This is a genomic window from Amycolatopsis sp., from assembly GCF_025464955.1.
Classification (GTDB): domain Bacteria; phylum Actinomycetota; class Actinomycetes; order Mycobacteriales; family Pseudonocardiaceae; genus Amycolatopsis.
This window is the reverse complement of sequence record NZ_JAODNM010000168.1, coordinates 1-22789: the sequence shown is the minus strand read 5'-3', so window position 1 is coordinate 22789 and position 22789 is coordinate 1. Positions and strand designations below refer to the sequence as shown.

Here is a 22789-nt window from a genome sequence, read left to right as displayed (position 1 = left end):
AGGACTAGTGAGTGGCTAGACCGGTTAGAACCGGTCTAGCCACTCACTCGTCGTGGTCGCCAGGCAGTACCCTCACCGGCATGTTCGTGGTGCATGCGCTGTGGTCCGCCGAACACGGTCTGGGCTTGTGGTCCGAGGATTCCGAGCTGAAGGTCAAAAGCCCGAGCCAGGCGATGCGCAGCGCGCGGCCGCATCCGTTCGCCGCGCCGGTGCCCGAGTCCGTCGTCGGGCAGGTCGGCAAGACGGGAACGGTGACGTTGCTGCTGCCGTCACTGCGGTCGGCGCCCCTCGACTCGCCTGAGCTGGTCCGCGTCGCCCCCCGCCCGGCCGCCACCACGGCACCCACACTGTTCCCCTGGTCCGTGCCGACCACCTGGGTCGCTCCGGAACTGGCCGCGGCCACGCTCGCGGACCTGTTCACGGAGCACGAAGACGCGGTCACGGAAGACTTTCGCCTCGGGGCCTCGGTGAGGTTCCTCACCACCCTCGCCGAGTTCGCCGACGATCTCGTCGAGCGACGCCGGGTGCTGCCGGACCTCGTCTGGGGCGAGGCCGGGCCCATCGCGTGCTGGCGGCCTGTACTGCAAGGCCAGGACGCCGTGACCGCGCACGCGCTGGTAGCCGCGATGCCGCCGGTTTGCCGTGCGGAGACGGCGGAGGTGGGCGACCTCACCGGAGTACGTCCGGACAGCATCGTCACCACTGTGCTGGTCGACCTGGTCGACGCGGCGCAGCGCCGACGGTTGGGCAGCCTCGACATCAGCGTCCTGCCGCCGCGAAAAGGACGCAGCTCACGGCAGCTCCCGGCAGCGGAAGCGTGGCTGATCTCCCTGGCGGACACCGTCTTCGGCGGCCGGTTCGAGGCCGACCGCGCCGAACTGGACGTGTTGGAGCGCGAACTGTCCGGGTGGGCCGGGGTCGGGGCCGGCGAGATCGGTGCGGCCAAGCTGGTCTTCCGCCTGGCCGAATCGGCCGGTTCCGACGACCTCGCCGAGCAGGCCTGGCGACTCGAGTTCCTGGTGCAGTCCGTGGAGGATCCGAGCCTGCAGGTCCCCGCGGGTCAGGTGTGGACCCAGGATGGAGCCCTCCGACGTTGGCTGGACCGACCGGAAGAACTGCTGCTCAGCGAACTGGTCCGCGCCGCGCGCGTGTTCCCCGAGCTGGCGTCGGCGCTGAACCAGGCCCGGCCGGACTCGCTCGAGCTGGACGCCGACGGCGCCTACCGGTTTCTGGCGGGCGGGGCCGAGCTTCTCGACGAGGCCGGTTTCGGGGTCATGCTGCCGTCCTGGTGGGAACGACGGGACAAGCTCGGACTGGTCCTGTCGGCGAGCAGTACGCCGACAGACGGTGTGGTGGCCAAAAAGAGCAAGTTCGGCCGGGACCAGCTCGTCAACTTCGAGTGGCAGCTGGCAATCGGTGACAAAGCACTCACCGAGGAGGAGCTCACCGCGCTCGCGGCCGCCAAGGCCCCGCTCGTGCAGATTCGCGGCCAGTGGGTCGCGGTCGATGCCGAACGGCTCCGCAAAGGCATGGAGTTCCTGCGCCGCAAGCCGTCTGGGCGCAAACCGGCCGCCGAACTGCTGCGGTTGGCGGCCACCCATCCGGACGACTCGGAGTTGCCGCTGCAACTGAACGCGCTGCAGGCAACCGGCTGGCTGGGCGACTTCCTGGACGGCACGGTCGAGCAGTCGTTGCGCCCGGAACCCGCACCACCCGGTCTCCACGCCGAGTTGAGGCCCTATCAGGAACGAGGCCTCGCCTGGCTGGCCTTCCTGTCCCGGCTCGGGCTGGGCGCCTGCCTCGCCGACGACATGGGCCTCGGAAAGACGATTCAGCTGCTGGCACTAGAGGTCATGCACCGCGGCGCCGACGAAGCTAGCCTGCCGACGTTGCTGCTCTGCCCGATGTCACTCGTCGGCAACTGGCAGCGCGAGGCCGCGAAATTCACCCCCGAGCTGCGGTTCTACGCCCATCACGGTCGCGAACGGTTGCACGGCGACGAGCTGCGCGACAGGCTCGCCGAAACCGACGTCATCGTCACCACCTATGCGACGGCGACCAGGGACATCGACGAACTGGCCGCGTACGAGTGGCAGCGGGTGGTGCTGGACGAGGCGCAGGCGGTCAAGAACAACCTGGCTCGTTCGTCGGTCGCGGTGCGCAAGCTCCAGGCCGGGCAGCGGATCGCGCTCACCGGCACACCGATGGAGAACAGGCTTGCCGAGCTGTGGTCCGTGATGGACTTCATCAATCCGGGGATTCTGTCGACGTCACAAAGCTTCCGCAAGCGGTATGCCATCCCGGTGGAACGCGACGGGCTTTCCGAACCCGTCGAACGCCTTCGCAAAATCACCCGGCCGTACCTGCTGCGCCGGCTCAAGACCGATCCGCAGATCATCGACGACCTGCCTGAGAAGATCGAAATGAAGCAGTACTGCCAGCTCACCACCGAGCAGGCTTCGCTGTACCGCGCGGTCGCGGACGAAATGATGGAGAAGATCGAGGATTCTGACGGAATCCAGCGCCGCGGCAACGTACTGGCCGCGATGACGAAGCTCAAGCAGGTCTGCAACCACCCCGGGCAGTTGCTCCACGACAGGTCTCCGGTCGGCGTGCGTTCGGGCAAGGTGATCCGGCTGGAAGAAATCCTCACCGAGATCCTCGACCAGGGCGAAAAAGTGCTGCTCTTTTCGCAGTACACCGAATTCTCCGAAATGCTGCTACCGCACCTGTCGGCGAAATTCGACCAGGAGGTGCTGTTCCTGCACGGCGGTGTCACGAAGAAGCGCCGCGACGACATGGTGACCCGGTTCCAGTCGGAATCCGGGCCGGGGATCTTCCTGCTCTCGCTCAAAGCGGGCGGGACCGGGCTGAACCTGACCGCGGCGAACCACGTGGTGCATCTCGACCGGTGGTGGAACCCCGCGGTGGAGAACCAGGCGACCGACCGGGCGTTCCGCATCGGCCAGAAGCGCAACGTCCAGGTACGTAAGTTCATCTGCGTCGGTACGCTCGAAGAAAAGATCGACGAGATGATCGAAGAAAAGAAGGCGTTGGCGGATCTGGTCATCAGCGACGGTGAAGGCTGGCTGACCGAACTGTCGACCGACACCCTGCGCGAAATGTTCACCTTGTCGGAGGCCGGCGTTGACTAGGGGATTCTATCCACCGGCAAAGCCGCGGCTGGCCGCCGACGGGATCAAGGCTCGCAGCAAACGGGGCGCGATCGCGCAGACCTGGTGGTCGAACAGGTTCATCGGGGTACTCGAATCGATCGGTGTCGGCGGACGGCTTCAGCGCGGCCGCAACTACGCCCGCGCAGGCCAGGTGACCGAGTTGAAGGTGCAGGCGGGTTCGGTGACCGCGCGCGTGCAGGGCACCAGTCCGCGGCCGTACGGGGTGCGGATCAAGGTCAAGGTATTCGGAAAGACCAAGTGGGCGGAAGTGGAACACGCCCTCGCGGAGCGGGCTTGGTACACCGCGAAACTGCTGGCCGGGGAAATGCCCGAGGACATCGAGGACGTTTTCGCGGCCGTCGGACTGTCACTGTTCCCCGGCGATTTCCGGGATTTGCAGATGGACTGCTCCTGCCCGGACTATGAAGTGCCGTGCAAACACCTCGCCGCGGTGTGTTATCTCCTCGCGGAGCAATTCGACGATGACCCGTTCACGATTCTCGGCTGGCGCGGGCGTTCCCGCGACGACCTGCTCGGCAACCTTCAGGCCATCCGCGACGCCGGAGTCCCGGCTTCCGACCGGGAATCGCACGAGTCGCTCGTCACACCGCTGACCGAATGCCTCGACCGCTACTTCCAACCGGCCGGCACGCTGGTTCTGCCGGCGCGGCCACCGGCCCACGGCGCCGCCCTGCTGACGCAGGTTCCCGAGGTCGACGTCACCGTTCGCGGGAAACCGCTGCTCGACCTGCTCCGGCCCTGGTACGAGGACGCCCAGGACTGGCCTCCACGACCAGGTGGAGCAACTCCAGGTCGTTAGCAAGGCGAAGGGTTCGGGACTACGATGGCGACTATGGAATTTCGTCGTCTCGGCCGTAGCGGCCTGAACATCAGTGAGATCTCGTACGGCAACTGGCTGACCCACGGTTCCCAGGTCGAAGAGGACCAGGCCCAGGCCTGCGTCAAGGCAGCGCTCGAAGCGGGCATCACCACCTTCGACACCGCCGACGCCTACGCCAACACCGCGGCGGAGTCCGTGCTGGGCCGCGCGCTGGAGGGTCAGCGCCGGGAGAGCCTGGAAATCTTCACCAAGGTCTACTGGCAGACCGGTCCCGGAGGTCCCAACGACAAGGGACTCGGCCGCAAGCACATCATGGAGTCGGCGAACGGGTCGCTGAAGCGGCTCAAGACCGACTACATCGACCTCTACCAGGCGCACCGGTTCGACCGGACGGTGCCGCTCGAGGAGACCTTCCTCGCCTTCTCCGACCTGATCCGCCAGGGCAAGGTGCTCTACATCGGCGTCTCGGAGTGGAACGCGGAGCAGATCACCCGCGGCGCCGCGATCGCCCGCGAGCTGAACGTGCCGCTCATCTCCAACCAGCCGCAGTACAACGCGCTGTGGCGGGTCATCGAATCCCAGGTCGTCCCGGCTTCCGAGCGTGAAGGCATCAGCCAGATCGTCTGGTCCCCGATCGCGCAGGGCGTGCTGACCGGCAAGTACAAGGCCGGCCAGCCGCTGCCCGCGGGCTCCCGCGCCACCGACGAGAAGGGCGGCGCGAATATGGTCAAGCGCTTCCTGTCGGATACGACGCTGGAGAAGGTCGCCAAGCTGGAGCCGATCGCCGCCGAAGCGGGCCTTTCGCTGGCTCAGCTGGCCGTGGCGTGGGTCCTGCAGAACCCGAACGTGGCCTCGGCCATCGTCGGCGCGTCCCGCCCGGAGCAGGTGCACGAGAACGTCAAGGCCGCCGGCGTCAAGCTGGACGCCGAGGTGCTGTCCGCCATCGACGACGCGCTGGACGGCGTCATCGAGCGTGACGCGTCGCTGACGCGGAGCCCCTGACAACCTGCTCCGCGACCACCAGGTCGTGGGGGTAGGTGATCTTGAAGTTCTCCTCGCTGCCGGGCACCCAGTGCACCGGCAGCGAGGAGAACCGCTCCATGACCGACGCCGTGTCCGTCCCGAGAAAACCCTCCTGATCAGCCTGTTCGTAGGCCGCGAGCAGCGGCTCCGCGCGAAAGCCCTGCGGAGTCTGCACCCGCACCGCGCCGACCACCGCGTGTCCGCTCAAGTGCGTCCCGCCCTCGCCGACTGCGACGACGTCGTCCGCGGCCAGCCCCGGCACCGCTCCCCCGAACTCCCGCGCCGACGTGAGCACGGCCGCGATCAGGTCCGGGCCGACCAGCGGCCTGGCCGCGTCGTGCAGCAGGACAGTGTCGACCTGTCCGTCCGAAATCCTCGGCGCGAGGTGCCGCAACGCGTTGAGCTCCGACGCCTGCCGTGTCCCGCCGCCGTGGACGACCTCGACCGGCACCTCCCTGGAGTACGTCTCGAGCACCTCGGCGGCCAGGGCGGCGTCCTGCGGCCGGATTACCAGCACCAGCGTGCCGATGCCCGGCGTTCGCCCGAACGCGTCGAGCGACCAGCACAGCAGCCGTCGCCCGGACAGCGGCAGGTAGACCTTGTTGACCCCGGCACCGACCCTGGTCCCGGCTCCGCTCGCCAGCACCACTCCGGCCGCACCTGCTCGTTCCGCCACGAGGGAACCCTAACCATCGCCGCCGGGGCAGGCGGTGATCACCAGCCGAGTAAGTTGAGTGGGGCGCCGCTGAGCGGTGCGGAAACGCGACGACGAAAGGCCAGGCGTGGACTCGGAAACCGTCATCGAGTTTGCCGAAATCGGGCAACCGGACGAGCACGCCCGCTCCGCGGCGATCGAACTGCACGGCAAGCTGATCAAGCCCGACGGCTCGCTCGGCAGGCTCGAAGAGCTCGGCGTGTGGATCGCCGCCTGCCAGGGCCAGTCGCCCCCGCGGCCGTTCACGCGACCGCGGGTGGTGGTGTTCGCCGCCGACCACGGCATCGCCGCGAAGGGCGTGTCCGCGTACCCGGCTGAGGTGACCGCCCAGCTGGTCGGCAGCCTGCTCACCGGCGGTGCCGCGATCAACGTGCTGGCCGCGTCGGCCGGCGCGAGCGTGCGCGTGGTCGACATGGGGGTCGACTCCCCCGCCCCCGCGACCCCGTCCATCGGCGAGTTCAAGGTGCGCCGCGGTTCGGGCTCGATCGACGTCGAGGACGCCCTGACCGACGACGAGGTGCGGGCCGCCATCCGGGCCGGGATGACGATCGCCGACGCCGAGGTGGACGGTGGCGCCGACCTGCTCATCGCGGGCGACCTCGGCATCGGGAACACCACCCCGGCCTCGGTACTGGTTGCCGCGATGACCGGGAGCGAGCCGGTGGCCGTCGTCGGCCGCGGCTCCGGCATCGACGACAACGCGTGGATGCGCAAGGCCACCGCCGTGCGTGACGCCCTGCGCCGCGCACGCAAGGTGCTCGCCGACCCGATCGCGGTCCTGCGGACGGCGGGTGGCGCCGACCTGGCCGCGATCACCGGTTTCCTCGCCCAAGCCGCCGTGCGCCGCACGCCGGTCGTCCTCGACGGACTTGTGGCCGGCGCCGCCGCACTGGTGGCCGAGGAGCTGGCGCCGGGTGCGCGGTCGTGGTGGGTGGCGGGTCAGCGCACCGGCGAACCCGCACACGCGCTGCTGCTGGACCAGCTCGACCTGGAGCCGATCCTCGACCTCGACATCCGCCTCGGCGAGGGCACCGGCGCCGTCGCCGCCCTGCCGCTGCTGTTCATGGCCACGCGAATCCTGGCGGAGATGTCCACCCACGACCAAGCCGGCGTGACAGGGCCGAAGGACTCGTGAGTGCTCCGGCCGGTTCTGTGTCCTGCGGGACACCCGCACCCGGGCGAAGCCGGAACACTCACGAGTCCTAGGCCTTAGCGCAGGGGCGTCATCCAGTTGTGGGGGTCGGGGCGGGTGCCTTCCTGGATACCGGTGAGGGCTTCGCGCAGCTTCATGGTGAGCTCGCCAGGCTGACCGCCGGCCACGGAGAACTCGCCTTCGGCGTGCTTGACGTGGCCGACCGGAGTGATGACCGCGGCCGTGCCGCAGGCGAACACCTCGGTGAGTTCACCCGAAGCGGCGGACTTTTCCCACTCCTCGGTGGAGATGCGACGCTCTTCGACGGTGTGTCCGAAGTCGGAAGCCAGCTGCAGCAACGACTTCCGCGTCACACCGGGCAGCAGCGAGCCGGTCAGCTCCGGGGTGACGACGCGGGCGTCCGCGCCGGAACCGAAGACGAAGAACAGGTTCATCCCGCCCATCTCCTCGACCCACCGCCGCTCCACCGCGTCGAGCCAGACGACCTGGTCGCAACCCTTTTCCACGGCCTGCGCCTGCGCGACGAACGAGGCCGCGTAGTTGCCGGCGCACTTGGCGAAACCGGTGCCGCCCGGTGCGGCGCGAACGTACTCAGTGGACAGCCACACGCTGACCGGCTTCACCCCACCGGAGAAGTACGGCCCGGCCGGGGACGCGATGACCGAGTACACGTACTCGCTCGCGGGGCTGTTGACGCCGAGCCCGGCCGAAGTCGAGATCATGAAGGGGCGCAGGTAAAGCGACTCGCCCTGCTTCGTCGGCACCCAGCGCTCGTCGACGGCGATCAGCTCGCGCAGCGAATCGACGAAGGTCTCCACGGGCAGTTTCGGCATCGCGAGGCGCTCGGCCGAGGTCTGGAACCGCTCGGCGTTGGCCGTCGGGCGGAACGACGCGATCGAACCGTCCGGCTGCCGGTAGGCTTTCAGCCCTTCGAAAATCGCCTGTCCGTAGTGGAGCACCGAGGTCGCGGGGTCGAGGATGAACGGGGCGTACGGGCCGACCTGCGGGTCGTGCCAACCGGTTCCGTTGGTCCATTTCACGGTCACCATGTGGTCGGTGAAATAGGTACCGAAACCGGGCTTTACCAGTACTTCCGCGACGCGCTCCGGGCTCGCGGGGTTCGAGTTCGGGATGTGGTGGAACTGCGTCGAGGTCGTCATGCTTAAACGATAACTCTTACTCGGACGGGCGTTAGTCGGACGTCCACCGTTTTCGCCTGGTGGGCGGTCTCGCCTAGTATGGGTAGGTGACCTATAACGCAGCTGAGCCCGCCCGGACGGACGGTGCCGGAGTCGGCGCCGACGTCAAGACGTTCGCCACCGCGGTGCTGCTGACCTTCGGGGTCGGCTTGCTCGCGTTCATCGGCTACGCGCTGCTGAACGGGGTCTTCGGCGGTTTCCTCGGCCTCGTCGCCGGGGTTTTCGGCGTCGTCTGGTGGTCCAAGGTGAACGGCAAGGCCTTCCCGACCGTGATCCCGGGCAAGTCGCTGGCCGTCCTGCTGGTCGCCGACGTCGTACTCGGCGTCATCCTGTTCTTCCTGGCCCGCTAAAGGCCTGTCCCGCTAAAGCCCGTCCAGCAACGCGGGCGGCAGGCTCGGCGCGGGCCACGCCGGATCGGGGCGGAAGTCCGTCCATGTCCCGTCGAAGGGGAAGGCGCCGGCTTCGGCCAGCCCGATCAGCCGCTCACCTTCGGCGCGCAGGGTGTCGAGGTGCTCGACGGTCAGCCGTCCCGCGTCGACGGCCGCGTCCGCCTCGTCTTCGTCCTTCCAGCTCCACTCCCCGTCACGACCGACCACCAGGTCGAGGATGCCGTCGATGCGGTCCGGGCCTGTTTCGGTCCGGCCGAGCGGGATCTCGAGGTTGGCGTACCAGCCCGTGAACTCCCCCGCCGGGCCGAAGAACCACCACACCGACGACCACTGCCCATCGGTGATGAGCCGCAGTGTCGAGGTGTCCCGCCAGCGGTCGCGAAACTGCGCACGCGGCAGGCGGAACCGCTGATCGAGCGGCAGCTCCCGCATCGACCGCCCGTCGACGAGCCGGCTCCCCACGATCGGGGTGCCCGCCGGAAGCCAGCCGAGCAGGGACCGGCCGTCGTCGGAAACCACCCGCAGTGGATAGTGCTGGCCGATCGTGCCGTCGGGCCGGAGGAACCGCTCGACCACGTCCTGCCCCGGCGTCCACCGCTGCTCAGTCACGCCCGACACGGTACCGAGCCGGCAGCTCCACCAGAACCCGCGCGACGGCCAGTCCGGCGGCCAGGACGAGCGCGGCGACAGGAGTGGCGAAACCGGCGACCGCCGCGGTCACGACGGCACACACCACGAGCGTCACGGTGTCACCGCCGGACTCCGTTCGGGCGTCGCCGAAAGTACCGAGAGCCGCGGAGACGGTCGCTAGGACAACCACGACGGCCAGGACCGGCGCGAGCGACTCGGCATCCGCGGCAGCCAGGAGGTCGCGCATCGAATCCGTCGACAGCCCGAGCCGTATCGGCCCCAGCTGGTAGAGCGCCGCGCCGGCGACGACCAGCGCTATGGCGGTCGCCCCCGCGACCCGCCGGAGGCTGTGCTCCGGCCGGTCAGGGAGCAACCACGGGAACATCACCACGACGGCCAGCAGTACACCGCCCGCCGACAGGCCGCTCGACGACATGCCACTCGACGACGAGACCGGCGGGATCGCGACACACAGCGCGACCAGCACCAACGCGGCCAGCGCCAACGCCCCGGTGATCCATTTTCGCGGCCACTCGGGCAGCCGCAGCCCGGCGAGGTCGGCCGCGGCGACGGCCAGCACGAGCACGGCCGCCGCGATCCCGCGGTGGAGCGGGAAGAGGTAGACCCCGAACACCTCGCCGAAGACCGCCACCCGCGCCAGGCCGGCCGCGGTCGCGAGCGCGCGGACCTCCCTGGTTTGCCCGGCGGGGACAGCCCACCGGGCGACGGCGGCGAGCGCTCCGGCGACGGCGATCGCGACAAGAACCCAGGTCCCCGCCGCCGCGGCGCCCACCGCGAGGGCGATCAGGAAACCAGCACCGAGCCGCACGCCCGCCACCTGCCTCTCCGACCCGCCGAGCCCACTGGTCCGCCGTTGTCATTAGCATGGCTCACGATCAACCGGGTGCACCCGCCCGGTCCCCACCGACGTGACCGCGCGAGGAGCCAGAAGTGACCGTGCCGAAGCTTGCCCTTTCCGAGAACTCGGAATCGGCGCTGAGCAAAACCCGCGCCGAAGTCCTGGTAGTCGGCACCATCGAGGGCACCGACGGCCCCGAGCTGGCCCCTGGCTCCGAGGTGGCCGACGCTGCGTTCGACGGCAAGCTCGCTGAGGTGCTCACCACGGTCGGCGCCGGCGGCAAGGCCGAAGAGATCGTGAAGCTGCCGACGCTGGGCAAGATCGGCGCAGGCGTCGTCCTCGCGGTCGGGCTGGGCAAGGCCGACGCCGACGGCAAGGTCACTGCCGAGCAGGTTCGCCGCGCTTCCGGTGCCGCCGCCCGCGCGCTCGCCGGCACCGACCGCGTGTTCACCACGCTGTCGGCGATCGACCTGCAGGCCGCTGTCGAAGGCACCGCGCTCGGCGCGTACGTCTTCACCGAGTACCGCTCGGAGCCGGGTGCCGCGCCGGTGGCCAAGGTGGACCTGGCTTCTCCCGCCGAGGGCACGGTCAAGGACCACCGCGCGACGCTGAAGGCCGCGACCGCGATCGCCGAGTCGGTCATCATCGCGCGCGACCTGATCAACACCCCGCCGAACGACCTGTACCCCGCCTCCTTCGCCGAGCGCGCGAAGAAGCTGGCCGAGGAGAACGGCCTCGAGTTCGAGGTGCTCGACGAGAAGGCGTTGAAGCGCAAGGGTTTCGGCGGCATCCTGGGAGTCGGTGTCGGCTCTGCGCGGCAGCCGCGCCTCCTGCGCATCGGCTACAAGCCCGCGAAGGCGAGCAAGAAGATCGCGCTGGTCGGCAAGGGCATCACGTTCGACTCGGGCGGCATCTCGATCAAGCCCGCCGCCGGCATGGACCACATGACCTCCGACATGTCCGGCGCCGCCGGCGTGCTCGCGTCGGTCGTGCTGGCCGCGAAGCTCAAGTACCCGCTCGAGGTCGTCGCCCACATCCCGCTCGCGGAGAACCTGCCGTCCGGGACTTCGTACCGCCCGGGTGACGTGCTCAGCATGTACGGCGGCAAGACCGTCGAGGTGCTCAACACCGACGCCGAGGGCCGCCTGGTGCTGGCCGACGCGATCGTGCGGGCCGGCGAGGAGAACCCGGACTACCTGATCGAGACCTCGACGCTGACCGGCGCGCAGGTCGTGGCGCTGGGCAACCGGACGGCCGGGATCATGGGCACCGACGAGTTCCGCGACCGCGTCGCCGGGATCGCCCGGGCTACCGGCGAAGGCGGCTGGGCGATGCCGCTGCCCGACGAGCTGCGGGCCGAGCTCGACTCGCGCCTGGCCGACCTCGCGAACGTCACGGGGAACCGCTGGGGCGGCATGCTCGCCGCGGGCGTCTTCCTGCGCGAGTTCGTCGCCGAGGGCCTGACCTGGGTGCACATCGACATCGCCGGCCCGTCGTTCAACACCGGCGGCCCGTGGGGCTACACCGGCAAGGGCGGCACCGGGATCCCGGTGCGCACCATCGCCGCGGTCCTCGCGGACATCGCCGACAACGGCTGAGCCGATCGTGGGCTGGGTACCCCAGGAGTACCTGGAGTCGGCGGTGCGTGACGTGCTCACCGCCGCCGACACCCATGTCGACGACGTCGTCGGCTACGCGGCTCTGCTGCTCGCGTCGGCCGGCGCCGTCAAGGAATCGGACGGGCTGGTGTCGACCTGGCATAGCCTCACCGAGCGCCCCGTCGGCCTGCTCGCAGCCGACGGCGTACGGGCTCGGGCGTTCGCGATGCTGTTCGATGCACGCGGCGCCGTGCCGTCTTGGGCCGCTCCGCTCATCCCCCTCGACCTCGACGCCGAGGAACGCGCGCACGCCCGCTACCTGCGCACTCGTGACTCGGTGGTCCCACCTGGGCTACTCGGCGACTCGGCGACGGCGAAAATCGTGTCCGCGCTGGCCGAGAACCTCGACGGCATGTCCCGCACCGACCGGATCAGGTTGGCCGCCGCCGACGTCGAAGTGCTCGGAGCGCCCGCGCTGCCCGCTTGGGCCGAACTGGCGCGCAACTCCTTCCGGCCGGACGTCGCCTCGCTCACCGCTTGCCGGAGCGTCGCGCCGCTCCTGGTCGCCGGAGCCGATCCGCTCGACCTCGGCGAGGAGTGGCTCCGACGCTGCGTCGGAGACCTGCTCGCGGCATTGCGAACCCGCTACCCGGTCACCGCGAAGCTGAGCGGAATGTCACAGCTCGTTGACGCGATCATCCAGCGTCGCGGCTGCTCGAAGCCAGCGCCGGCCTCGGCGACTGCGCTGGCTGAGGCCGAACAACGCCTCGGCGCGGCCCTGCCCGACGACTATCGCGAGTTCCTGCTCACCTGCGACGGCCTACTTGCCGACGACGTCTTCCCTCGGCTGCTGAGCTGCGGCGAACTCTCGCCCGCGGAGAAGGGAGTCGTCGTGATCAGTGAGCGGACGGCGCACGGCGTCATCCTGCTGACGCCGGTCGGCCTGGGGTGGCGGACCGTGGAGTGGGACCCCGACCTGGGCACCACCACCCACCGCACCTTCCGGCACCTGCTCGACGAACACCTCCGCCTGCTGGTGCAGCTTTAAAGCCTCGTGAGTGTTCCAGCCGCCTACTGTCCTCTGCGGGACACCCGCACCCGGGCGGGCCGGAACACTCACGAGTCCTCATGCTCAGGCCTGCCCGGGGCGGCGCTTCTGGCGTTCGGTGTACTCCCGCATCCGCTTGGGGTACCCGATCCGGGCGACTTCGTAGACGGGGATCGACCGCTTCTTGCCGAACTGCTGGGCCGCTTCGAGGCTGTCGATGCGCCGGCGGGTCCATTCACCATCGTGTGCGATCAACACCACGGTCGTCTGGGTCACTGTCGTCTTGGGCTCCACGAAAGCCTCGACGCCGTGCCGCACGGCGGCCCACTCCTCAAGATGCCGAGTGTCGCCGGAGCTGGCTTTGCGCAGCGTACCGGCCTTTTGGCCGCCCTTGCCGCGCCTGCGCAGCGAGTCGAAGAGACCCACCTCGACCACCTCACCTCTCACTCGCGTTCGCCTTCCATTATCCCGGCAAACCGCCATGCTCGGAGCGGGACACCCGGCTAGGTCGCAACCCAACACGACGTAGTGACAAGATGGCGTATGCCGCGCGCGTGGAGATCGCGCCGCGAGGCGCGAAGAGCTTCATCACCGATGCTTGCCGAGGAGTTTTTGAAGTGACCGACACCTCCGCCGACCTTGTGATCCTTGGTGGCGGATCGGGCGGCTATGCCGCGGCGTTCCGCGCGGCCGAGCTGGGCCTTTCCGTCATCCTGATCGAGAAGGACAAGCTGGGCGGGACCTGCCTCCACCGAGGCTGCATCCCGACGAAAGCGCTCCTGCACGCGGCCGAGGTGGCCGACGAAACCCGCGGAGCCGAGTCCGTCGGTGTCAAAGCCGTGTTCGAGGGCATCGACATGGCCGGGGTCAACAAGTACAAGGACGGCATCGTCGCCCGCCTCTACAAGGGGCTCCAGGGCTTGGCCAAGGCCCACAAGGTGACCCTGGTGGAAGGCACCGGCACCTTCGCCGGCGGCACCACCGTCGAGGTCGACGTCACCCGCTACACCGGCAAGAACGTGATCCTCGCGACCGGTTCGTACTCCCGGTCGCTGCCCGGCCTCGAGCTCGGCGGCCGCATCATCGCCAGCGAGCAGGCGCTGTCGCTGGACTACGTGCCCGAGAAGGTCGTCGTCCTCGGCGGCGGCGTGATCGGCGTCGAGTTCGCCAGCGTCTGGGCCTCCTTCGGCACCGACGTGACCATCGTCGAGGCACTGCCCCGGCTGGTCCCGAACGAGGACGAGTTCGCCTCCAAGCAGCTCGAGCGCGCGTTCCGCAAGCGCAAGATCGCCTTCAAGACCGGCGTGCGGTTCACCGGCGCCAAGCAGAACGACACCGGCGTGAGCGTGTCGCTGGAGTCCGGCGAGACCCTCGAAGCCGACCTGCTGCTCGTCGCCGTCGGCCGCGGCCCGAACTCGGCAGGCCACGGGTACGAGGAAGCGGGCGTCCGGATCGACCGCGGCTTCGTGCTGACGAACGACCGTCTGCAGACCAACCTCCCCAACGTCTACGCCGTCGGCGACATCGTGCCCGGCCTGCAGCTCGCGCACCGCGGGTTCCAGCAGGGCATCTTCGTCGCCGAGGAGATCGCCGGGCTCGCCCCGCGCGTGATCGACGAAAAGGGCATCCCGCGGGTGACCTACTCGCACCCCGAGGTCGCCTCGGTCGGGCTCACCGAGTCCCAGGCCAAGGAGAAGTACGGTTCGGACGTGACCACGTTCACCTACGACCTCGGCGGCAACGGCAAGAGCCAGATCCTCAAGACCTCCGGCGGCGTCAAGCTGGTCAAGGCGCCGGACGGGCCGGTCGTCGGCGTACACATGGTCGGTGACCGCGTCGGTGAACTGATCGGCGAAGCGCAGTTGATCTACAGCTGGGAGGCGTTCCCCGAGGACGTCGCCCCGCTCATCCACGCCCACCCCACCCAGACCGAGGCCCTCGGCGAAGCATTCCTTGCCCTCGCGGGCAAGCCGCTGCACGTGCACAGCTGACGTCACCTTCGAAAAACCAGACCCAAGCACCACATATCAAAGGGAGTCAGCGAACGATGGCCTACTCCGTCACGTTGCCGGAGCTCGGTGAGAGCGTCACCGAGGGCACCGTCACCCGGTGGTTGAAGCAGGAAGGCGACCGCGTCGAGGTCGACGAGCCCCTGCTGGAGATCTCCACCGACAAGGTCGACACCGAGGTGCCCTCTCCGGTGGCCGGCACCGTCCTCAAGATCAGCGTCAAGGAAGACGACACCGTCGAGGTCGGCGGCGAGCTCGCCGTCATCGACGACGGCACCGGCGGGGTGGCGGAAGCACCCGCCGCGGCCGCTCCGGCGGTCGAGGAGTCCCAGCCCGAAGCGGCACCGGAGCCGGCTGCGGCCGCCCCCGCTGCCCAGCAGTCCGCGGGCAACTCGATCGAGGGCACGTCCGTCACGCTGCCCGAACTCGGTGAGAGCGTCACCGAGGGCACCGTCACGCGCTGGCTCAAGCAGGTCGGCGATTCGGTCGAGGTCGACGAGCCGCTGCTGGAGATCTCCACGGACAAGGTCGACACCGAGGTTCCGTCCCCGGTCGCCGGCACCGTCCTCAAGATCAGCGTGGCCGAGGACGAGACCGTCGAGGTCGGCGGTCAGCTCGCGGTGATCGGTGACGCCAGCGCGGCGCCGGCCAAGGCCGAGGCTCCGGTGGCACCCAAGCCGGAACCCAAGCCCGAGCCGACACCCGAACCCGTCCGGCAGGCGGCACCCGCGCCGACTCCGACTCCGGCTCCGGCGCCCACCCCGGCACCGGCGGCACCTCAGCCCGTCGCCGCGGCCGCGCCCGCCGCGGCCGAGAGCTCCGACGACGGCCCGTACGTGACGCCGCTCGTGCGCAAGCTCGCCACCGAGCACGGCATCAACCTGTCGTCGCTCACCGGCAGCGGGGTCGGCGGCCGGATTCGCAAACAGGACGTCCTCGCGGCGGCCGAAGCGAAGCAGAAGAAGCAGGCTCCTGCCCCGGTCGCGGCGGCTCCCGCCCCGACCAGGGCTCCGGCGGCAGCTCCTTCCGCGCCGAAGCAGGCCGGCCCGTCGCCTGAGCTGGCGGCACTGCGCGGCACCGTGCAGAAGGCCAGCCGGATCCGGCAGATCACGGCCACCAAGACCCGCGAGTCGCTGCAGGAGTCCGCGCAGCTCACACAGGTCCACGAGGTCGACGTCACGAAGGTCGCGCGGCTGCGCCAGCGGGCGAAGGCGGCCTTCAAGGAGCGCGAGGGCGTCAACCTGACGTTCCTGCCGTTCTTCGCGAAGGCGACGGTCGAGGCGCTCAAGCAGCACCCGAACGTCAACGCGTCGTACAACGAGGCCACCAAGGAGATCACCTACCACGGCGCCGTGCACCTGGGCATCGCGGTGGACACCGATCGCGGTCTGCTCTCGGTGGTCATCCACGACGCGGGTGAGCTGAGCATCGCCGGTCTCGCGCACCGGATCGCCGACCTGGCGGCCCGTGCCCGTGACAACCACATCAAGCCGGACGAGCTCACCGGCGGGACGTTCACGATCACGAACCTGGGCAGCAACGGTGCCCTGTTCGACACGCCGATCATCGTGCAGCCGCAGTCCGGCATGCTCGGTACCGGCGCGGTCGTGAAGCGCCCGGTCGTGGTGGCCGACGCCGACGGCAACGACACGATCGCCGTCCGGTCGATGGTGTACCTGCCGCTGACCTACGACCACCGCCTGGTGGACGGGGCCGACGCCGGTCGCTTCCTCACCACGATCAAGCAGCGCCTCGAAGAGGGCAACTTCGAAGCCGAGCTCGGTCTGTAGCGGCTCCGCCTTTCTGAATCAGGGGACCCCTGGTACGAATCATTCGTACCAGGGGTCCCCTGATTCGATTGCGGGGGCGAACGTGCGGCGCACACTTGGATAGGCAACGATCAGGCGTATGCGAGTTTTGATCGCGGGCGCAAGCGGGCTCATCGGTGACGCTCTGAGCGCCCGGCTCCGGGAAACCGGGCATGAGGTGCGCAAGCTGGTGCGCCGGGACCCGGCGACGCCGGACGAGCAGCGCTGGGACCCGCCGGCGGGCAAGATCGCGGCGGGCGCGCTCGACGACGTCGACGCGGTGGTCAACCTCTGTGGCGCGCCACTGTTCCCGAGCCGCTGGAGCGGCGCGCGCAAGCAGGTACTGCTCGACAGCCGCGTCGAACCGACCGACGTGCTGGCCGAAGCCGTTGCGGAGCACGGGATCCCGGTGCTCGTCAATGCGTCGGCGGTCGGTTACTACGGCAATCCCGGCTCGGCCGTCGTGGACGAGAAAACGACGTCAGGCGAAGGCTTTCTCGCCGAACTGTGCGTCGCGTGGGAAGCGGCGACGACGCCCGCCACCGTCGCCGGGGCGCGGGTCGTGTCGATCCGCACCGGGCTCGTGCTCGCCAAGGAAGGCGGCCTGCTCGCGACGTTGAAGCCGCTGTTCTGGCTGGCGCTGGGTTCGCGGCTTGGCAGCGGAAAGCAGTACATGCCGTGGATCTCCCTCGAAGACGAGGTCCGCGCGATCGTTTTCGCGCTGGAGAACGACGCTGTGTCCGGGCCGGTGAACCTCAGTGCGCCGCAGCCGGTGACGAACATCGAATTCACCAAGGCGTTCGCCCAGGCGCTTCACCGCCCTGCCGCGTTGCGGGTGCCTGGTTTCGCGCTGAAGCTCCTACTCGGCCAGGCCGGCGAGGAGATGGCCCTGTTCGGTCAGCGTGCCGTCCCCCGCGAACTCGAGAAGGCCGGTTTCGAATTCCGGCACACCGACATCGCCGAAGCAATGTCCAACGCCGTATGACCCGGACACGCTGGGCGGCAGCGGGTGTCTTGATGCTCGCCGCGTTCGTCGGCCTCGGACTGCTGGTGAGCAAGCAGCCGTTGAAGATCGACGTCGTGATCGCCGACGCGCTGCGCGGTCAGTACGCGCGGCCGCTGGGCCGGGTCGCCGGAGTCGTGACCGACGTCTTCGGGCCGGTACTGCCCGTGGTGCTCGGCGCGGGTCTGCTGCTTGCCGCGATCCGGTGGCGCGACCACGCGAGCGTGCTGCTGCGGATCGTCGTCGTCCTCGTGTTGTGCCGCGTGACGAGCACGGTGTTCAAGCCGGTCTTCGTCCGCCAGCGGCCTCGCGCGTACCCGGATCTGAGCTACCCGAGCGGGCACGTCGTGTCGGTCGCGAGCACCGGTCTCGCCGCGGCGCTGGTGTGTCTCTGGCTCGCGCCAAGGCTGGTGCGCCGAGTGGTCGCGATCGCCGTCGCGGCGACGGTGTTGAGCGCCGCGTGCCGCATCGTGCTCGGCGTGCACTGGCTGACCGACACCGTCGGCGCGGTGCTCGCCGTCACCGGCATCGGGCTCATCGCGGCCGTCGCGCTCCGGCTGCTTCCCGGGCCGCGGGACCGCGTGCCCACCTCAACCGAAACGGCGTAATCTCGCTGGAGTGAGTTCCTCCACCGTTACCTGCCGCGCCACCACCGAACCCGTCGACGTCCGCCCGGTCGGCACGATCGACTACCTCGAGGCGTGGGAGCTGCAACGCGGCTTGGCCGTCGCCCGCGCCGACGGCGAGGGCCCGGACACGATGCTCCTGCTGGAACACCCGTCGGTGTACACGGCGGGCAAGCGCACCGAGCCCGAGGACAGGCCGTCCGACGGCACCCAGGTCATCGACGTCGACCGCGGCGGCAAGATCACCTGGCACGGGCCTGGTCAGCTGGTCGGCTACCCGATCATCAAGCTCGCCGACCCGATCGACGTCGTGCACTACGTCCGGCGGCTCGAAGAGGCGCTGATCACGGCGTGCGCGCAGCTCGGGGTGCGCACCGGACGCGTGGAAGGCCGCAGCGGCGTGTGGATCCCCGCCGACGAACGCGGAATCGAACGCAAGATCGCCGCCATCGGCATCCGCGTGCAGCGCGGCGTCACCATGCACGGCTTCGAGCTCAACTGCAACGCCGACCTCTCCGCGTTCGACAAGATCGTCCCGTGCGGCATCCGCGACGCGGGCGTGACGTCGCTGTCGTACGAGCTGGAACGCGAAGTGACCGTCGCCGAGGCCCTGCCGCTGGCCCGCGACGCTGTCCTGGCCGCCCTCGAAGGCGACCTTCCCGTCACCGACGACCACTGGCTGCCCCGCCCGGCGCCGTCGGCCCCCGGTGTGACCTTCGCCCTGTCGTAGGGACTCGTGAGTGTTCCGGCCCGCCCGGGTGCGGGTGTCCCGCGGGGCACAGTAGGCGGCCGGAACACTCACGAGCTTTAAAGCTGGGGCGCTACCTCGCTGGCGATGAGATCCAGCTGGTCCAGGTCCGAAAGGTCGAGGATCTGCACGTAGAACCGGGTGACCCCGGCTTCCTCACGCCAGCGGCCGAGCTTGTCGACGACCTGGGCGGGCGTGCCGCCGAGAGCCTCGTTGCGCAGCCAGTCGAGATCGCGGCCCGCGGCTTCGGCGCGTTTCGCGATTTCGGCGTCGTCGCGGCCGACAGCGGCGGTCAGCCAGACCGAGCGGGTGATCTCCGCCGGGTCGCGGCCGATCTCCTTGCACGCGGCGTCGACTCGGCCGAACTGCTCGATCGAGCCCTGCATGTTGGCTGACGGCAGGTTGAACTCGTTCGCGAACCGCGCGGCGAGCATCGGCGTCTTCTTCTTGCCGCCGCCACCGATGATCACCGGGGGCTTCGGCCGCTGGGCCGGCTTCGGCAGCGCGGGTGAGTCCACCAGCTTGTAGTGCTTGCCGTCGTAGGAGAACGTCTCGCCGTCCGGCGTCTCCCACAGGCCCGTAACGACCTCGAGTTGCTCGGTGTAGCGCTCGAACCGCTCCTTGAGCGGAGGCAGGTCCAGGCCCAGCGCCTCGTGCTCGCCGTCGAACCAGCCGGCGCCGAGGCCGAGCTCGATCCGGCCGCCGGACATCTGGTCGACCTGCGCCGCCGAGATCGCCAGCACCGACGGGTGCCGGAAGGTGGCGGCGGTGACGAGGGTGCCGAGGCGGATGCGGCTGGTCTCGCGGGCGAGACCGGCGAGGGTGATCCAAGCGTCGGTCGGCCCGGGGAGCCCGGAAACGTCTCCCATCTTCAGATAGTGGTCACTGCGGAAGAACGCGTCGAAACCGGCGTCTTCCGTCGCCTTCGCGACTCGCAGCAGGTCGTCGTAACTGGCCCCTTGCTGGGGCTCGGTAAAGATCCTCAAGTCCACAAGATCGATGGTAGCGCCGAGGCTAGCGCGCCTGCTCGGGAACGACCGGTTGCTCGACGGCCACCGGAAGGCGGACTCGCTCCAGCAGCTGGACGATGACGCCTTCGATCTGCGCGCCGACCTTCTTCGGGTCGGCCGAGCTCGCGATCTCCGTCGCGGCGCTGGACAACGCGCCGAACAGCAGCCGGGCGGTGATCTCCACCGGCACGTCGTCGACGTCGCCCGACGCGATCAGCGCCTCGAGGCTCGCGCGGATCAGGCCGAAACTGCACCTGTCCTCGGCCTCGCGCCAGCGCTCCCAGCCCATGACGACCGGGGCTTCGTGAATGGCGATGCGCTGGTATGCCGGATCCAGGCAGCTTTTGATGAATGCGCGCACTCCGCTCAACGCGCGTTCCCACGGCGTTTCCGGGCCGTTCATTATCTTTTCGAGGCGGTCGAACACCAGGCTTTCCACCGCCTCGAAAGCCGCCTCGAAGAGGGCCTGTTTACCGCTGAAGTGGTGGTACAGCGCGCCTTTTGTCACCCGCGCCCGCTTCGCGACCTCATCGAGGGAAGTGCCCGCGTAACCACGCTTCGTGAACAGTTCGACCGCGCTGGACACCAACGCTGAGCGGGTGGATTCGGAATAGTCCAGTCGTCTCGACCTCATTGTCGCCACACTCACAACCTTACTCCAGTTTCGTTCACCATACTCATGGTATGTTCAACGCGTCAGGTCCGTACCGGGAGTATGCCGCAAACCTGCGGTATGACCTGGACCACGGAAGGGGAGACAGGCCATGAGCTGGAACGACTTCTACCGACGCCGCGAGGTCATGGGCACCGTCCTGGACCGCGCGCGGCGAAACCCGGCGGGCGAACTGCCCTTCGCCGGGATCCCGGGTGCCGAGGAACTCTTCGGCACCGAAGAAAGCCTGCTGCTGGCGCTGCAGTACAAGTGGAACCAGCTGCTGAGCGGGCAGTTGCGCGCGGAGTCCGCGTGCCCCGACGACGCCCGCGCCGAAGCCGGTGAACTCGACCAGGTTGACGCCGTGTCGCGCGCCTGGCAGAAGACGACGTCCGCGAACGAGACTTTGCGAGCCGTGCTCGACGCCCACGCCGACCGGTATCCGTCGCTGCACTCGGTCCACCAAGCCGAGCTGCGCATGCTCGCCGTCACGGCCGGCATGGCCGAGCAGTCCGAGCCCACCGCCGACATCACCAAGATCGGCGTCGTGCTGGACGCGTTACTCCGCCACGGCCCAGCGAGGCCCGCGCGTCGGCGTAGTCCAGTAAGCCACCTGCTGCGGATGCTCGCGCCCAGTGCGTGACTGTAGTTAGCTTGCGCAATGATTCAGCATGGTAAGTGGTCCGAGGACGAGATCCCGGACATGACCGGACGAACCATGCTGATCACCGGCGCGAACTCCGGTATCGGTCTGCAGGACAGCAAGGTACTGGCCCAGAAGGGCGCGCGGGTGCTACTCGGCTGCCGGTCGCCCGAGCGTGGACAGGAAGCGCTGCGTTCCGTCGCCGCTGTGGCGGCCGGCACCGCGCCCGAACTGGTGAGCCTGGACCTCGGTGACCTGGACTCGGTCCGCATGGCCGCTGACGCGGTCCGCGAGCTCACCGAGGACTCGCTCGACGTGCTGATCAACAACGCCGGCGTGATGGCGCCGCCGAGGGGCACCACCAAGGACGGCTTCGAGACCCAGTTCGGCACCAACCACCTCGGCCACGCCGCGTTGACCTGGCTGCTGATGCCCGCGCTGCGCGGTTCGGCGCGCGGGCGGGTGGTCACGATGTCGAGCATCGCCGCCCACGGCGGCCGAATCGCGTTCGACGACCCGAACTTCGAGCGCAGGCGGTACAACGCCGCGAGCGGATATGCCCAGTCGAAGCTGGCGAACCAGATCTTCGCCCTCGAGCTGGACCGGCACCTTCGCGCGGCAGACGAGACTGTGATCAGCGTCGCGGCACACCCCGGCTTCGTCAGCTCCAGCCTCGGCGCGAACATGGCGAAGGCGTGGTCCAACCCGCTGCTCAGCGGGTTCCTCAACTTCGGGATGCCCACGTTCGGGCAGAGTCCCCGGATCGGTGCGCTTCCGGCGCTCTACGCCGCGACCATGCCAGACGTCGCCGGTGGCGACTACTACGGCCCGCGCGGCCCCGCCGGCGTGTACGGGCACCCGAAGAAGGTCGGTCCGGTGCGGGCGGCACTGAACGCACGTCAGGCGAGCGCGTTGTGGGAGATGACCGCGCAGATGACGGGCGTCACGCCGGACCCCGCGTGAAAGGCCCTGCCAGGTCGCGCGGGCGTAGGCTTTCAAACGTGAGTGCCGCACCGGATGGGCGTAAGTTGCTGCGACTTGAAGTCCGCAACGCCGAGACGCCGATTGAGAAGAAACCGCCGTGGATCAAGACCAAAGCGCGGATGGGCCCTGAGTTCACCGAGCTGAAGAGCCTGGTCAAGCGCGAAGGCCTCCACACGGTCTGTGAAGAGGCTGGTTGTCCGAACATTTACGAGTGTTGGGAAGACCGCGAGGCCACCTTCTTGATCGGTGGTAGCCAGTGCACGCGTCGGTGTGATTTCTGCCAGATTGACACGGGTAAGCCGGATGCGCTGGACCGTACTGAGCCGCGGAAGGTGGCTGAGTCTGTTCAGGCGATGGGTCTGCGGTATTCGACGGTGACTGGTGTCGCGCGTGATGATCTCGATGACGGTGGTGCGTGGCTCTACGCGGAGACTGTGCGTCAGATTCACGGGCTCAACCCGGGCACTGGTGTCGAACTGTTGATTCCGGACTTCAACGCGGACCCCGAGCAGCTCGGGGAGGTATTTTCTTCCCGGCCCGAGGTGCTTGCGCATAATGTGGAGACGGTGCCGCGGATTTTTAAGCGGATTCGTCCTGGTTTCCGTTATGCGCGGTCGTTGTCGGTGATCACGGCGGCTCGTGAGGCTGGGTTGGTGACGAAGTCGAACCTGATTT

22 protein-coding genes are annotated in these 22789 nt (G+C 68.9%); 15 read left to right on the top strand and 7 right to left on the bottom strand.

Translation table 11 applies throughout. The annotated features are described in order from the left end of the window. The first annotated feature begins 80 nt into the window (after positions 1-80). The 3 genes from JWQ81_RS42515 to JWQ81_RS42505 are packed head-to-tail and all read left to right on the top strand — an operon-like array spanning position 81 to position 5019. Entirely contained in the window at positions 81-3155 is a 3075-nt protein-coding gene (locus tag JWQ81_RS42515; protein ID WP_297551130.1) for a DEAD/DEAH box helicase, read from the top strand. Beyond that, positions 3148-3996 (top strand): SWIM zinc finger family protein, encoded by an 849-nt coding sequence (locus JWQ81_RS42510; protein ID WP_297551127.1) that lies wholly within the window; start codon positions 3148-3150, stop codon positions 3994-3996. Before JWQ81_RS42515 ends, JWQ81_RS42510 begins: the two co-directional genes overlap by 8 nt. A gap of 33 nt (positions 3997-4029) precedes the next feature. Next, complete coding sequence (locus JWQ81_RS42505; RefSeq protein ID WP_297551125.1) at positions 4030-5019, top strand: aldo/keto reductase family protein; 990 nt, start codon at positions 4030-4032, stop codon at positions 5017-5019. On the opposite strand, the gene JWQ81_RS42500 is transcribed toward JWQ81_RS42505, so the two are convergent. Beyond that, positions 4982-5689 carry an IspD/TarI family cytidylyltransferase gene (locus JWQ81_RS42500; RefSeq protein ID WP_297551251.1) on the bottom strand — a complete coding sequence of 236 codons (708 nt, stop codon included), beginning with the start codon at positions 5687-5689 and terminating at the stop codon, positions 4982-4984. The genes JWQ81_RS42505 and JWQ81_RS42500 overlap by 38 nt on opposite strands. A 133-nt stretch (positions 5690-5822) precedes the next feature. Between JWQ81_RS42500 and cobT the strand changes: the two genes are divergently transcribed. Next, positions 5823-6890, top strand: a complete 1068-nt coding sequence (gene cobT, locus JWQ81_RS42495) for a nicotinate-nucleotide--dimethylbenzimidazole phosphoribosyltransferase (protein WP_297551123.1) — start codon at positions 5823-5825, stop codon at positions 6888-6890. A 74-nt stretch (positions 6891-6964) separates the two neighbouring features. Here the strand turns inward: cobT and JWQ81_RS42490 are convergent, their stop codons facing one another. Beyond that, on the bottom strand, positions 6965-8068 hold the full coding sequence (locus JWQ81_RS42490; protein WP_297551121.1) for a branched-chain amino acid aminotransferase: 1104 nt from the start codon (positions 8066-8068) through the stop codon (positions 6965-6967). An 86-nt stretch (positions 8069-8154) separates the two neighbouring features. Here JWQ81_RS42490 and JWQ81_RS42485 point away from each other — a divergent pair, with 86 nt between their 5' ends. Beyond that, the gene (locus JWQ81_RS42485; protein WP_297551119.1) at positions 8155-8457 is read left to right on the top strand and encodes a hypothetical protein; all 303 of its coding nucleotides are present in this window, start codon (positions 8155-8157) and stop codon (positions 8455-8457) included. 12 nt (positions 8458-8469) lie between these two features. On the opposite strand, the gene JWQ81_RS42480 is transcribed toward JWQ81_RS42485, so the two are convergent. Both JWQ81_RS42480 and JWQ81_RS42475 read right to left on the bottom strand, forming a co-directional pair. Then, on the bottom strand, positions 8470-9105 hold the full coding sequence (locus JWQ81_RS42480) for a DUF402 domain-containing protein (RefSeq protein WP_297551117.1): 636 nt from the start codon (positions 9103-9105) through the stop codon (positions 8470-8472). Continuing rightward, positions 9098-9955, bottom strand: a complete 858-nt coding sequence (locus tag JWQ81_RS42475) for a hypothetical protein (protein WP_297551116.1) — start codon at positions 9953-9955, stop codon at positions 9098-9100. Before JWQ81_RS42475 ends, JWQ81_RS42480 begins: the two co-directional genes overlap by 8 nt. 122 nt (positions 9956-10077) lie before the next feature. Here JWQ81_RS42475 and JWQ81_RS42470 point away from each other — a divergent pair, with 122 nt between their 5' ends. Next, a complete protein-coding gene (locus JWQ81_RS42470) occupies positions 10078-11583 on the top strand; it encodes a leucyl aminopeptidase (protein ID WP_297551114.1) in 1506 nt (501 codons plus the stop codon). A 7-nt stretch (positions 11584-11590) separates the two neighbouring features. Next, positions 11591-12631 (top strand): SMI1/KNR4 family protein, encoded by a 1041-nt coding sequence (locus JWQ81_RS42465; protein WP_297551112.1) that lies wholly within the window; start codon positions 11591-11593, stop codon positions 12629-12631. Positions 12632-12715: 84 nt separating this feature from the next. On the opposite strand, the gene JWQ81_RS42460 is transcribed toward JWQ81_RS42465, so the two are convergent. Beyond that, positions 12716-13066 (bottom strand): oxidoreductase, encoded by a 351-nt coding sequence (locus JWQ81_RS42460; protein WP_297551249.1) that lies wholly within the window; start codon positions 13064-13066, stop codon positions 12716-12718. A gap of 182 nt (positions 13067-13248) precedes the next feature. On the opposite strand from JWQ81_RS42460, the gene lpdA reads away from it, so the two are divergent. The 5 genes from lpdA to lipB all read left to right on the top strand — a co-directional run bounded on the left by lpdA (position 13249) and on the right by lipB (position 18807). Further along, complete coding sequence (lpdA, locus tag JWQ81_RS42455; protein WP_297551110.1) at positions 13249-14622, top strand: dihydrolipoyl dehydrogenase; 1374 nt, start codon at positions 13249-13251, stop codon at positions 14620-14622. A 56-nt stretch (positions 14623-14678) separates the two neighbouring features. Continuing rightward, a complete protein-coding gene (gene sucB / locus JWQ81_RS42450; RefSeq protein ID WP_297551108.1) occupies positions 14679-16430 on the top strand; it encodes a 2-oxoglutarate dehydrogenase, E2 component, dihydrolipoamide succinyltransferase in 1752 nt (583 codons plus the stop codon). A gap of 118 nt (positions 16431-16548) precedes the next feature. Further along, a complete protein-coding gene (locus tag JWQ81_RS42445) occupies positions 16549-17433 on the top strand; it encodes a TIGR01777 family oxidoreductase (protein ID WP_297551106.1) in 885 nt (294 codons plus the stop codon). Further along, the gene (locus JWQ81_RS42440) at positions 17430-18059 is read left to right on the top strand and encodes a phosphatase PAP2 family protein (RefSeq protein ID WP_297551104.1); all 630 of its coding nucleotides are present in this window, start codon (positions 17430-17432) and stop codon (positions 18057-18059) included. Before JWQ81_RS42445 ends, JWQ81_RS42440 begins: the two co-directional genes overlap by 4 nt. 10 nt (positions 18060-18069) lie before the next feature. After that, entirely contained in the window at positions 18070-18807 is a 738-nt protein-coding gene (lipB, locus tag JWQ81_RS42435; protein WP_297551102.1) for a lipoyl(octanoyl) transferase LipB, read from the top strand. A 77-nt stretch (positions 18808-18884) separates the two neighbouring features. Here lipB and JWQ81_RS42430 read toward each other — a convergent pair whose 3' ends face one another. Further along, entirely contained in the window at positions 18885-19817 is a 933-nt protein-coding gene (locus JWQ81_RS42430) for an LLM class F420-dependent oxidoreductase (RefSeq protein ID WP_297551100.1), read from the bottom strand. Between the two features lie 22 nt (positions 19818-19839). Then, a complete protein-coding gene (locus tag JWQ81_RS42425) occupies positions 19840-20469 on the bottom strand; it encodes a TetR/AcrR family transcriptional regulator (protein ID WP_297551098.1) in 630 nt (209 codons plus the stop codon). 130 nt (positions 20470-20599) lie between these two features. Between JWQ81_RS42425 and JWQ81_RS42420 the strand changes: the two genes are divergently transcribed. The 3 genes from JWQ81_RS42420 to JWQ81_RS42410 form a co-directional block, all read left to right on the top strand. Then, positions 20600-21130 carry a hypothetical protein gene (locus tag JWQ81_RS42420; protein ID WP_297551096.1) on the top strand — a complete coding sequence of 177 codons (531 nt, stop codon included), beginning with the start codon at positions 20600-20602 and terminating at the stop codon, positions 21128-21130. An 18-nt stretch (positions 21131-21148) separates the two neighbouring features. After that, positions 21149-22093, top strand: a complete 945-nt coding sequence (locus JWQ81_RS42415) for an oxidoreductase (RefSeq protein ID WP_297551094.1) — start codon at positions 21149-21151, stop codon at positions 22091-22093. A 38-nt stretch (positions 22094-22131) separates the two neighbouring features. Beyond that, a partial coding sequence (locus JWQ81_RS42410) for a lipoyl synthase (protein ID WP_297551092.1) occupies positions 22132-22789 on the top strand: 658 nt, incomplete at its 3' end.